General features: G+C 65.4%; 12 protein-coding genes. 5 read left to right on the top strand and 7 right to left on the bottom strand.

What is annotated here, in order from left to right; all coding sequences use genetic code 11:
* Nucleotides 1-653: 653 nt before the first annotated feature.
* Nucleotides 654-1,463, bottom strand: coding sequence for an SDR family NAD(P)-dependent oxidoreductase (locus FAZ11_RS17730; protein WP_058782173.1), 810 nt, complete (start codon nt 1,461-1,463; stop codon nt 654-656).
* A gap of 122 nt (nt 1,464-1,585) precedes the next feature.
* Here FAZ11_RS17730 and FAZ11_RS17735 point away from each other — a divergent pair, with 122 nt between their 5' ends.
* On the top strand, nt 1,586-1,798 hold the full coding sequence (locus FAZ11_RS17735; RefSeq protein ID WP_058760073.1) for a DUF3820 family protein: 213 nt from the start codon (nt 1,586-1,588) through the stop codon (nt 1,796-1,798).
* On the opposite strand, the gene FAZ11_RS17740 is transcribed toward FAZ11_RS17735, so the two are convergent.
* Together FAZ11_RS17740 and FAZ11_RS17745 are read right to left on the bottom strand one after the other, a co-directional pair.
* Nucleotides 1,795-2,247, bottom strand: coding sequence for a GNAT family N-acetyltransferase (locus FAZ11_RS17740; protein ID WP_058782174.1), 453 nt, complete (start codon nt 2,245-2,247; stop codon nt 1,795-1,797). The two genes, FAZ11_RS17735 and FAZ11_RS17740, sit on opposite strands and share 4 nt — an antisense overlap.
* Nucleotides 2,248-2,249: 2 nt before the next feature.
* Nucleotides 2,250-2,474 (bottom strand): hypothetical protein, encoded by a 225-nt coding sequence (locus tag FAZ11_RS17745; protein ID WP_058760075.1) that lies wholly within the window; start codon nt 2,472-2,474, stop codon nt 2,250-2,252.
* A gap of 126 nt (nt 2,475-2,600) precedes the next feature.
* Here FAZ11_RS17745 and FAZ11_RS17750 point away from each other — a divergent pair, with 126 nt between their 5' ends.
* Nucleotides 2,601-3,014 (top strand): VOC family protein, encoded by a 414-nt coding sequence (locus tag FAZ11_RS17750; RefSeq protein WP_058768738.1) that lies wholly within the window; start codon nt 2,601-2,603, stop codon nt 3,012-3,014.
* Between the two features lie 18 nt (nt 3,015-3,032).
* On the opposite strand, the gene FAZ11_RS17755 is transcribed toward FAZ11_RS17750, so the two are convergent.
* Nucleotides 3,033-3,383, bottom strand: a complete 351-nt coding sequence (locus FAZ11_RS17755) for a 4a-hydroxytetrahydrobiopterin dehydratase (protein ID WP_058768739.1) — start codon at nt 3,381-3,383, stop codon at nt 3,033-3,035.
* A gap of 163 nt (nt 3,384-3,546) precedes the next feature.
* Here FAZ11_RS17755 and acs point away from each other — a divergent pair, with 163 nt between their 5' ends.
* Both acs and FAZ11_RS17765 read left to right on the top strand, forming a co-directional pair.
* Nucleotides 3,547-5,505, top strand: a complete 1,959-nt coding sequence (gene acs, locus FAZ11_RS17760) for an acetate--CoA ligase (RefSeq protein WP_058760078.1) — start codon at nt 3,547-3,549, stop codon at nt 5,503-5,505.
* A gap of 287 nt (nt 5,506-5,792) precedes the next feature.
* Nucleotides 5,793-6,755 carry a GlxA family transcriptional regulator gene (locus FAZ11_RS17765; protein ID WP_058774025.1) on the top strand — a complete coding sequence of 321 codons (963 nt, stop codon included), beginning with the start codon at nt 5,793-5,795 and terminating at the stop codon, nt 6,753-6,755.
* A 6-nt stretch (nt 6,756-6,761) separates the two neighbouring features.
* On the opposite strand, the gene FAZ11_RS17770 is transcribed toward FAZ11_RS17765, so the two are convergent.
* The 3 genes from FAZ11_RS17770 to FAZ11_RS17780 form a co-directional block, all read right to left on the bottom strand.
* A complete protein-coding gene (locus tag FAZ11_RS17770) occupies nt 6,762-9,329 on the bottom strand; it encodes a bifunctional diguanylate cyclase/phosphodiesterase (protein ID WP_058774026.1) in 2,568 nt (855 codons plus the stop codon).
* A 182-nt stretch (nt 9,330-9,511) separates the two neighbouring features.
* Nucleotides 9,512-10,192, bottom strand: coding sequence for a hypothetical protein (locus tag FAZ11_RS17775; protein ID WP_058760081.1), 681 nt, complete (start codon nt 10,190-10,192; stop codon nt 9,512-9,514).
* Between the two features lie 59 nt (nt 10,193-10,251).
* The gene (locus FAZ11_RS17780; RefSeq protein ID WP_058768742.1) at nt 10,252-10,851 is read right to left on the bottom strand and encodes a short chain dehydrogenase; all 600 of its coding nucleotides are present in this window, start codon (nt 10,849-10,851) and stop codon (nt 10,252-10,254) included.
* A gap of 101 nt (nt 10,852-10,952) precedes the next feature.
* Between FAZ11_RS17780 and FAZ11_RS17785 the strand changes: the two genes are divergently transcribed.
* Entirely contained in the window at nt 10,953-11,864 is a 912-nt protein-coding gene (locus FAZ11_RS17785; protein ID WP_058774027.1) for a LysR family transcriptional regulator, read from the top strand.
* Nucleotides 11,865-12,002: the final 138 nt, after the last annotated feature.

Genomic DNA, 12,002 nt, shown 5'->3' on the forward strand with positions numbered 1-12,002 from the left:
TTCAGTCCTCGATAACGATGGCAAGGTTGAAAGCAATGTTTCAAAAAAGACGGCGCCTGAGACGTTCGTTCCGATGAGAGCCTATGAATAGACCGACAGCCGGTATTTTCTGTAAAAGTTACCCATTGACTTCAGTCTGGCAATTTAGTGGCGCTGCTTTTTTGTCGCAAAAAACCTTGGAAAGACTGATTCTGCATGGTGATTGGGGACGGTGCGTTAGGCGCTGGGAAGCAGGCTTGAATGCTCTGGATTGGCGCTGATGAAGGCGGTAAGCCAGAAAGAAAGTCAGCTGGTAGCACAGTCGGCCAACAGCGTAATTGAAAGATTGTTAAAAGGACGATCCGGCTTTTTGCAAAGCTTCAAGGTAGGGCTGAGATGGTTATTAAGAGGCGTCAGGGTTAGCTTCAGCTAGTGTGCTGTTTCAGAAGTTACCGGTGCAATGTCGGCGGCGTTTTTTCGCGGCGGAGATGGACCTTCCTTGCCTGCCTTGCCACTCCTCGCGAATTATTGCGCGAACTTCTGAAACACCAAACCAGATAATCGTGTTCGGACCGGCTGTTCTAAAAAAGTGTCGACGGTAAAATAATAAGTTGTTTGCGCCAGAGCGTGCGCAACACCTTAGAAAGTGACCGCCCTGGCTGTTCAAACCGTTCTCACGTATCGCGCTGTGCCGACCCCGGTTCCGACCAGGCGCGATGACGCTCGGCCTGCTGGGCTTCGCTCTCCACGCGGTTGAGCACCTCGCCTTCGTGTTGCACCTCGGGACCGCCTCCGTAGACGTGATCGAGCCCCTGCATCAAGGCCGCGTAGCCCTGCGCGGCTACCTGTGCCGGATCATTCTTCGGGCCGGTGCCGACGTTGGTATCGTCTTCACCGGCGCGATGGAAGAAATTGGTATCGGTCTGACCGGGCATCAGTACCGTGAGGGTGACACCACTGTCCTTGAGTTCGTTGCGCACGGCGAAGGCGAAGGAGTTGATGAAGGCCTTGGAGGCGCCGTAGACGGCCTCGAAGGGAATGGGCGCCGTGGCCGAGATGGAAGAGGTGAAGAGTACCCGGCCGCGACCAGCGGCTACCATTTCCGGCAGCACCAGCTTGGCCAGGTGGACGGTCGACATCACGTTGAGCTGGATCAGCGCCATCTCGTCTTCCAGGCGCGTCTGGCCGACGAAGGCACCGCCCAGGCCGACTCCGGCGTTGAGCACCAGCACGTCCAGCGGGCGTCCCTGGCGGCGCAGGAAGCGATAGGTTTCTTCCACCCCTACGGCGGTGCGCAGGTCGGCTGCATGGCTCCACACCTTGACCCCCAGGGCGCGTAGTTCACGCTCGGCGGCGTCGAGGCCGTCGCCGCGGGAGACCAGCAGCAGATCATGGCCATGGCGGGCCAACTGCTTGGCCAGTTCGAAGCCGATGCCGCTGGAGGCACCGGTCACGGCGGCCAGCGGCCGGGATACGTTGTTCATGTTGAAATCCTCTGCACGTCTGTTGTTGCTGGGATCGCCACGGATGCCTCGCGCTCCCGAGGGCCGACGGGTGACCCGATCAGGCATGGCATAATCGCCACGCCATTCGGAGGAGACAAGCGATGCAACCTGCGGATCTGGAAGCCCTGGTGACCTGGACCATGCCCTACGGCAAGTATGCCGGCCGCCTGCTGGCCGATCTGCCGGGTCACTACCTCAATTGGTTCGCCCGCAGCGGCTTTCCAAAGGGTGAGTTGGGCCGGCTGCTGGCGCTGATGCAGGAGATCGACCACAACGGTCTCAAGCCGCTGCTCGACCCCTTGCGGCGGCGTTAGGCGAGTGAGCGGCGCATATCGATATGGGGGATACCATCCTCGTCGTACACCGCCGAGCAGGACGTGAAGCCATAGCGGCCATAATAGGCCTGCAGATGGGCCTGGGCGGAGAGGAATAGCGGGCGCCCCGGCCAGCGCTCGGCGCAGGCGCGCAGGGCTTCTTCCAGCAGTCGGTGGCCGAGCCCGCTGCCGCGGCCTTCTGGTGCCACGATCACCCGGCCGATCACCACCTCATCTCGTACGGCGCCGAGCAGGCGCAAATAGGCGTGCAACTCGCCGGCCCGCCAGCCGAACAGGTGCCAGACGTCTGCCGCCAGGTCCAGGCCGTCGGGGTCGGGATAGACGCATTGCTGCTCCACCACGAAGACCCGCGCGCGCAGTACCAGCGCCGCGTAGAGTTCGGCGGGAGTCAGGACTTGGGCAGCGCGGCACGACCAGTCGATGGTCATGTTCAGTCCTTGCGCCGGCCAGACATGAAGCGGAAGCGATTGCGGTTCAGCAGGACATAGCCGGTCAGTTGCACGCCCACGGCGAAGACCAGACTACGTATCGTGCCGGGCTCGGTGGGGCGCGGTCCCTGGTAGAGGCCATAGAGCGCGAAGGCGACGCCCAGCAGACCGAGGATGAAGAAGATCAGACCGATCTTGGTCAGGCGGGGAAGGTTACGCAGATTCATGGGCACGTCGTCGGAGGCAAAGCCCGCCACGCTAACCGCCCGGGCGGGGCTTGTCGAGCCGGTAGGCAGTCGCTCCTCGCTGGGCTACCGTGATTCGACGGCACCTGGACAGTTGGGAGGAGAGCCATGTTCAGCCATGTTCAACTGGGCGCGCGCGATCTGGAGCGCCTGACCGCTTTCTACGACAGCGTATTGCACGAACTCGGCCTGGTACGGATGCCGACGGAAGACGACGGCGGCCCGCCTGGTTGCGGCTGGCAGCGGCCAGGGCGGCAGTGGCCACAGTTCTATGTACAGCTGCCGTTCAATGGTTTGCCCGCTTCCTGGGGCAACGGCGTGCAGGTGAGCTTCGCCGCGCCCTCGCTGGCGGCGGTCGAGGCGGCTTGGCACCGGGCGCTGCAACTGGGTGGTAGCGATGAGGGGGCACCGGGGGTGCGGCCTGGCTATGGGCCGGACTTCTATGCCGCCTACTGCCGCGATCCGGAAGGCAACAAACTATGTTTCGTCCATGCCGAGGGGCTGGCGGGCGCTTGCGACTGACGCCCTGCGGCCGTTGATCTAGGTATTGCCTGCCAGGGCAACGGCGTCGGTACGCGCCGCCATGATGAAGTCGTTGCGGTGCAGGCCCCTGATGTTGTGCGTCCACCAACTCACCGTCACGGCGCCCCATTCGGTGAGCAGGGCCGGGTGATGGTCTTCGTCCTGGGCTTCGCGACCGACGCGATTGGTGAAGTCCAGCGCCTCCAGGAAATTGCTGAATGGGTAGCGACGCTCCAGGCGGGCGATGCCGTCGCGGCTGACCAGTGTCCAGCCGGGTACCGCCTTGAGCAGTTCGGCACTGGCTTGATCGCTCAGGGGCGGCTCGTTGGAACGGCAGGGAACGCAATGGGAATGGGCGAGATCGGTCATGGATACTCCGGACAGGGGGAAGAATCGCGCAGGGTGTAGCCTAGCAGGCCTGTCGCTCAACGCCTGGCGCCCCGTCCGACCATGGTCGAATGGCTCAAAGCGGGTGCGCGCCGTACAACGGACGACAACAAGAACAACAGTTTCCCGCCGAGGAGATCATCCCATGAGTGCCGCTTTTTACCCGGTCCGCGCGGAAGCCGCTTCCCGGACCCTGACCGATGAGGTCGCCTATCGTCGCCTGTACCAGCAGTCCATCCTCAATCCGGATGGCTTCTGGCGCGAGCAGGCCCAGCGCCTGGACTGGATCAAGCCCTTCACCCGCGTCAAGCAGACCTCCTTCGACGACCATCGCGTCGACATCCAGTGGTTCGCCGACGGCACCCTGAATGCCTCCTACAACTGCCTGGATCGTCATCTGGAAACCCGTGGCGACCAGACCGCCATCATCTGGGAAGGCGACAATCCGGCCGACAGCCGCCACATCACCTATCGCGAACTGCATCGCGAAGTCTGCCAGTTGGCCAACGCCCTGCGCGGCCAGGACATCCACCGCGGCGACGTGGTGACCATCTACATGCCGATGATTCCCGAGGCGGTAGTGGCCATGCTGGCCTGCGCCCGTATCGGCGCGGTGCATTCGGTGGTGTTCGGCGGCTTCTCTCCCGAATCCCTGGCGGGCCGCATCAGCGACTGCCAATCCAAGCTGGTGATCACTGCCGACGAAGGCGTACGCGGCGGCCGCAAGATCCCGCTCAAGGCCAACGTCGACGAGGCCCTGACCAACCCGGCCACCCACTCGGTGCACAAGGTGATCGTCTGCAAGCGCACCGGCGCCGACATCGCTTGGCACAGTCATCGCGACGTCTGGTACAACGACATCACCTCGGTGGCCCCGGAGCACTGCGAGCCCAAGGAGATGTCGGCCGAGGCGCCGCTGTTCATCCTCTATACCTCGGGTTCCACCGGCAAACCCAAGGGCATCCTGCACACCACCGGTGGCTACCTGACCTACGCCGCCCTGACCCACGAGCGGGTGTTCGACTATCGTCCCGGCGAGGTCTACTGGTGCACCGCCGACGTCGGCTGGATCACCGGTCACAGCTACATCGTCTACGGCCCGCTGGCCAACGGCGCCACCACTCTGCTGTTCGAGGGCGTGCCCAACTACCCGGACGTGACCCGCATGGGTCAGGTCATCGACAAGCACCAGGTCAACATCCTCTACACCGCGCCCACCGCCATCCGCGCCATGATGGCCCAGGGCGACGCCGCCATGCGCGGCATCGATGGCAGCAGCCTGCGCCTGCTCGGCTCGGTGGGCGAACCCATCAACCCCGAGGCCTGGCACTGGTACTACAAGACCGTGGGTCAGGAGCGCTGCCCCATCGTCGATACCTGGTGGCAGACCGAGACCGGCGGCATCCTCATCAGCCCGCTGCCCGGCGCCATCGGCCAGAAGCCCGGTTCGGCCACGCGGCCATTCTTTGGCGTCCAGCCGGCGCTGGTGGACAACGAGGGCAACCTGCTCGACGGCGCCGTGGAAGGCAACCTGGTGATCCTCGACTCCTGGCCGGGCCAGTCGCGCTCCATCTATGGCGACCACGACCGCTTCGTCGACACCTACTTCAAGACCTTCAAGGGCATGTACTTCACCGGCGACGGCGCCCGTCGCGACGAAGACGGCTACTACTGGATCACCGGTCGGGTCGACGACGTGCTCAACGTCTCCGGCCACCGCATGGGCACCGCCGAGATCGAGAGCGCCCTGGTGGCCCATCCCAAGGTCGCCGAGGCCGCGGTGGTGGGCATGCCCCACGACCTCAAGGGCCAGGGCATCTATGTCTACGTCACCCTCAACCAGGGCGAGGAGGGCAGCGAAGCCTTGCGCCAGGAACTCAAGCAGTGGGTGCGCAAGGAAATCGGCCCCATCGCGACTCCGGATGTCATCCAGTGGGCGCCGGGCCTGCCCAAGACCCGCTCCGGCAAGATCATGAGACGCATCCTGCGCAAGATCGCCGTCGGTGAATACGATGCCCTGGGTGACATCTCCACCCTGGCCGATCCGGGCGTGGTCCAGCACCTGGTCGGTACCCACCAGCAGATGAGCCAGGCCGTCGCCTGATTCCCTTGCGTCCCCAACCGCCCGCTATCGATCCGGTAGCGGGCGGTTTCTTTTGGGGGCCGTGAACCTCATGTAAGGAGTTGTCGCCAGGGTAAAAGCCGCGGCCTCTCGCTGGCGCTAGAATCGCGCCAGCCGGCGGATGGGACGGCGCTCTGGTCTGCCTCTGGCCCAAAGGCCGGGACAGCGTCGCCGCTGCGGCGTACCATGCGTGCCACCCCACAAGGGTTTCATGGCGCGCGGTCCCGGATCGGTCCGCACCCCGTTCTCGACAGGAAGCCAGACGTTAGATGACCACCCGCATCGCCTTTCTGCTTTGGCCCGACGTCCGTCCGCTGACCGTGGGCCTGGTCGAGGAAGCGTTGGAACTCGCCGCCCGTCAATCGAGCGATTCGCCCTACGAGGTGCGCTTCCTACAAGCCGCCAGCGAGTTGCAGCCACGCCTGCCGGGCGGACACTGGGAAGGACAACTGGAGCGGCTGGATCGTCTCTTCGTGCTGGCTGACGAGCCGCCGCGCTCTCTGCCGCCGCCGCTGGCCGCTGCCCTGCGCCAGAGCGCCCGGGCCGGTGTGGTCCTGGGCGGTTTCTCCGCTGGCGTCCAGGTGCTGGCCCAGTTGGGGCTGCTCGATGGTCACCGCGCCGCCGTGCACTGGCGCTGGCTCGAGGAATTCAGCGAGCAGCATCCCAAGGTCATCGCCACCCATCACCTCTACGAATGGGACCGTGATCGCCTGACCGCCTGCGGTGGCCTGGCCATCCTCGATCTGTTGCTGGCCATGATCGGCCGTGATCGGGACGCGGAGCAGGCGGGCGCCATCGCTGAGGAGCTCATCGTCGAGCGCCTGCGCGAAGGCAGCGAGCGGCAGCGGATTCCGCTGAAGAATCGCCTCGGTTCGAGCCATCCCAAGCTGACCCAGGCGGTGATGCTGATGGAGGCCAATATCGAGGAGCCCCTCACCACCGACGAGATCGCCCAACACGTCTGCGTCTCGCGCCGGCAATTGGAGCGGATCTTCAAGCAATACCTGGCCCGGGTGCCCAGCCAGTACTACCTGGAGCTGCGGCTGAACCGGGCGCGCAAGATGCTGACCCAGACCAGCAAGTCCATCATCCAGATCGGGCTGTCCTGCGGGTTCTCTTCGGGGCCGCATTTCTCCAGCGCCTATCGCAATTTCTTCGGTGTCACGCCCCGCGATGATCGCAACCAGCGGCGTGGTGCCAGCGGTGAAGGCAGCATGGTAGCGGAGCGCTAACGCGCTTCAGCTCAGAGTTTCCGGTGTCGTCTCATCCAGCCAGACGCTCAGGCGGTTGGCCGGTAAGGGCGAGCCGCAATAGAAGCCCTGGATCTCGTCCGCCGCCAACGGCCGCAGCAGGCGCAGGTGTTCGGTGTCTTCCACCCCTTTCAGGGTGACCTTCAGCCGCAGCGAGCGGCCGAGGTCGATCAGGGCGCGGACCACGGCGCAGTCCTCGGGACCACGGTCGCGCCTCGCGATGAGACTGCGATCGAGGCGGATGCCGTCCAGCGGATAGCTGCGCAGATGGGCCAGCGAACAGATTCCGGAACCGAAGTCATCCAGGCACAGGCGTACGCCCAGCCCCTTGAGCGCGGCCAGGGTGTTGGCGACGTCCGCTGCCGGATCGAGCAGGGTGCGCTCGGTGAGTTCCAGTTCCAGGCGCTGCGCGGCCAGGCCGCTGCGGTACAGGGCCTCGGCCACGGTCTGTACCGGATCCTCGTTGGCATGGAATTGCTGCGGCGACAGGTTCACCGACACCGAGAGGTGTTCCGGCCAGCCCTGGGCATCGTGACAGGCGGTTTCCAGTACCCAGCGACCGAGCCGCTGGGCCAGGCCTGCATCCTCGGCCAGGGCGAGGAAGTCCAGGGGTTCCAGCAGGCCTTGGCTGGGGTGTTCCCAGCGTACCAGGGCCTCGAAACCACTGAGGCTGCCGTCGTCCAGGCGCCGCCGGGGCTGGTAGTAGAGGCTGAGCTGGTCGTCACGCAAGGCCTGGCGCAGATCCTGCTCCAGCTGACGGCGCAGCAGGACCTGTTCGTTCATGGCGGGCTCATGGAAACGCCAGGTGCTGCGTCCAGCGGCCTTGGCCTGGTAGAGGGCGATATCGGCCAGGCGCAGTAATTCGGCAGGGATACCGGTATCGCGCGGCGCCAGGGCTACGCCGATGCTGCTGCCGATGAATACCCGTTGTTCGCCGAGGCGGAAGGGCTGGCGCAACTGTTCCACCAGCCGCCGACAGAGATCGGCGATGGCGCCCGGCGCACGCTCGCCGCTGAGCACCACGCAGAATTCGTCGCCGCCCAGGCGCGCCACCAGGTCGGTCGCGGTCACGTTCTGCCGCAGCCGTTGCGCCGCCTCCTGCAGGACCTGATCGCCCGCCGCATGCCCCAGGGCGTCGTTGACCGTCTTGAAGCGATCCAGGTCCAGGCTGAGCAGCGCCAGCGGCTGGGGTTCCGGTCCTTCCAGATGCGTCGCCAGGAACTGATGCAGGCGATGCCGGTTGGGCAGGCCGGTCAGGGGATCGTGCCAGGAGAGGTGCTGCACCTGGGCCAGGGCTTCGATCTCGTCGGTCAGGTCGGTGACGGTGCCGCGGTAGCCGCCTTCGGGAATGGCCCGGGCCGCCACCCGGCAGGTGCGCTCACGACCTTTGCCGTCCAGGTAGTGGCAGATCAGCGGCGGCCGTGGCTTGCGTTCGTGATGGTGGCCGGCCAGCCAGTGGGCGAGGGTATCGGCATGGGGGGTCAGCAGTTCGTTGAGTGGCCGGCCCAGCCAGCGGTTGGCGGCTTCGCCGGTGACCTCGGCGAAGCGCTCCGATACGTAGACCAGCTGCAAGTCGACGTCGACTTCCCAGAGCCAGTCCGAGGTAGCCTCGGCGATGTCGCGAAAACGGCGTTCGCCGTTGGCCAGTTCGGCGCGACTGGCCAGCAGATCGTCGTACTGGGCATCCAATTGCCGCGCCGAGACCAGTGCCTGGCGCAGCAGCCAGATCATGCCCAGCATGAGGATCAAGACCCCCCCACCGAACAGCGGCAGGGTCTGTTGCATCAGCCATAGACCCGGACGTGGCGGCCGCCACGTCAGGCTGTAGTGGGAGTTCGGCAGTTGCCAGCTGGGGCGACCCTTGGTGGGGGTAGTGGTGACGGTAAGGGACGGCAGGCCATTGGCTTCGCTGAGTTCGGCCAGTTTGCTCGGACTCAGGACATCGACGAAGACCAGCACCGACAGCGGCGGATCGATCTCGCGAGGCCCGCTATGACCTCCCGGGGTAATGGCGGCGGCCGCTACCAGTGCGGGCATGCCGGCTACGGATAGCACCGCGGAGACGCTGCCGTCGCGGGCATCGGGACTGCGTGCCGCCGCCAGCAGGCCGGCGACATTGCCTTCCAGCCAGTTGGCGGTCGCCGGGTCGGCGATCTGGCCGTCGAGCAGGCGGTAACGTGGGCGGTCCTGGCCATCGAACACCAGGACCCCTTCGTAACCATAGACCCTGAACAGGGCCGAGCCGAGATTGTTCTGCTCGAACGCCCAGTCCAGGTCGAGGTTCTGGTGGAGGCGGCGGTAGCCTTCCTCCCACTTGCTGTAGTCGATGATGTTGCGGGCGACTTCTTCGTCGAGGCGGGTGAAGGTCCGCTCTACGGTTTGCTCCGTGCGCTGGGCGACCCCGGCGTCCTGCCGCATGGCGTTGTCCACCAGCAGGTAGCAACCCAGGCCGATCAGGCCCAGGAGCAGGACGCACAGGGCTGGAAACAGCCGGAGGATCAAGGTATGGCCCCGGCGGCGTGGTGCGGTGCCTTGGGCGACTAAAGATGATGGCATGCCTGAACCCTGGCTGAGTGAGCGTTCCTATGCCTGTGCTACGACCACCGAGACCGCTGGATGCTCAAGCGAAGCGAATGAAACCTTAGCGCTGCCAGACTAGCCGCTGCTGGTGCGCGCCGCTGAACATAAAGAGGAAGATGCCAAGGGCATCGCGCTAATGGCGCTTGGAAAGCGGCGGCCTAGGTAGGGTTCCCTGCGCCACCGTAGAAAGCGCAGCCCTGCCAGGCTTCGCCGTTGATACGCAATTCGGCCTGCAGCGATTGCACGGTGCCGGTGCGACCATCCACGCAGCGCCGTGGACTGATCCACAATTCGACCTTCTCGCCGTTGGCCTCGGTGGACAGCGCCCGCATGCCGCCGGGTAGTTCTTCCTGCAGATAGGGGAGGGCGCGGCGTTGTTGGCCGCTGGTACTGATCAGCATGCCCTGGTTGCTGACCTGGACGCTCCAGTCCGGACCATGGCCGCCAGCGCTCATCGCGGTGCGCTTGAAGTTCGGATCGCTGCAGCCGGGGCCGGTGTATTGCACACGATAGACCTCGGTGACGGCGAAGACGCCCTGGGCACCGTCGTGGCCGCCGGACTTCACCTTGCCGCGCAGATCGGCGAACAGCGAAGCGGCACCGCTATCGGCGGCCAATTCGTGGGCATCGCGCAGGATGGCGGTGTTGTTGGCGTCGGTGACGTCGAAGAAACGCTGCTCTTGGCAGGGGCGGAACAGCAGCTGCTCGCCGCTCCAGCGTAGATCGCCCTGCAGCCGCTCGCCCCCCGGGGCGGTCGGGGTGTCGTCGCTCTGGAACAGACTGCAACCGCCAAGTAGGCCGAGCAGGGCGAGGGGAAAGATGGAGCGCGGCGCTGGCATCGAGGTACTCCGACTAAGGTGGGCACACGTTACTCAGACAACGCCGCGAGCTCAAGGACTTACCAGACGCGATACGTCTTGCCGGTTTCCGCACCTTCCAGGCTGCGTTCGTAGGCCAGGGCCGCATCGGCGACCGGAACGGCCTTGAAGCCGAGGAAGAAGTCGCCATAGTGCGCCAGGGATTCCTCTACCACGGTGGGGCTGACCACGTTGATGCGCTGGCCGCGTGGCAGCTCGATGGCGGCACCGCGGGCGAAGCCTTCGAGTGCGGCGTTGACCATGGCCGCCGCGCTGCCCTGGCGGATGGGGTGTTCGCTGACGATGCCACTGGTCAGGGTGAAGGAGGCGCCATCGGCCGCCTGCGCCTGGCCGAGCAGGACCAGGTTGACCTGGCCCATGAGCTTGCTGTTCAGCCCGACCTGGACGTCCGCCTGGGTCAGCTCGGTCACGGGGGCGAAGGCGAGCGCGCCGGTGGCACTGACCAGGGCATCGAATCGGCCGACCTTGGCGAACATCGCGCGGATGGATGCGTGGTCGGTGATGTCCGCCTGGAGATCGCCGGAGTGCCGCCCGACCCGGATCAGGTCGTGACGACGACCGAGGCGTTCGGCGATGGCGCTGCCGAGGGTACCGCTGGCACCGACGAGGATGACTTTCATGGCATGGCTCCGTGATGGCTACTGAAGAGCTTCCAGCCTAGGCTTGCACACTGCCGCGATAAATCGCCTAATCGGCAATCCAGTGTTTCCAGGGGGAAACGATGCAGGACGATTTTGCCGATCTCGCAGCCTTCGCCATCCTCTGTGAAAGCGGCAGCTTCACCCGCGCGGCCGAGCGCCTGGGCTGCAGCAAGGGGCAGCTATCGAAGCGCATCAGGGCCTTGGAACTCAGGCTGCAAACCACGCTTTTGCATCGGACCACTCGGCGTCTCGACCCCACCACCGCTGGCCGCGCCTTGCTGCCCGAGGCCCAGGCGTTGTTGCAGCAACGCGAGCGGGCGCTGCAGAGCGTGGCGCGGCTGCGCGAGGAGGCGGCCGGCCAGGTCCGGCTGACGGTGCCGGTTTCCCTTGGCTATACCTTTTTCGAGGTGCTGTTGTCGTGTCGCGCCGCCCATCCGCACATCCAGCTGGATCTGGTGCTGGACAACGGCTATCGCGACCTGGTGGCCGAGGGCTTCGACTTGGCCATCCGCGCCCGGGTGGAGCCGGACGAGCGCCTGGTGGCGCGTCCGCTGTTCGCCATGGAGGAGGTGACTTGCGCCGCGCCAGCCTACCTGGCGGAGCGCCCGCTACCGACCCGCCCCGAGGACCTGCTCGCGCAGCGCTGTGTGGTGAACAATCACTATGCCGAGGGGGATGTCTGGCTGTACCACCGCGATCACCAGCTCAGCCGCATACGGGTGGCGTCCAGTCTGGCCTGCAATCACTACAGCCTGCTCAAGCAGGCGGCCCTGGCCGGACACGGCATCGCCCGGCTGCCGTCCTTCATGGTGCACGAGGAATTGGCCGCGGGGACGCTGGTATGGCTGCTCAAGGAGTGGCGCACGCCCAGCCTGCCGCTGTTCCTCGTCCATCCCTACCAGAGTGGCTTGCCGAAGCGCACGCGGGTGGTGGCCGAGGCGTTGAGCGACTGGTTCGAGCGCAGTCGGCAGCGGTTGGAGGCCTTGGGGTAGCGGGGGCGATGATGCTCAACGCTTGCGCGGACAGCCCCCTCTCCCTGTGGGAGAGGGCGCGCTTCGCCGCGAAGCCCCCAGTGGAAAAGGCTGCGCCATTTTCCACGCTACGTCGCCGTTAGGCTTCGACGCTGGAGC

Origin of the sequence: Pseudomonas rhizoryzae, assembly GCF_005250615.1 — a bacterium.
Classification (GTDB): Bacteria; Pseudomonadota; Gammaproteobacteria; order Pseudomonadales; family Pseudomonadaceae; genus Chryseomonas; species Chryseomonas rhizoryzae.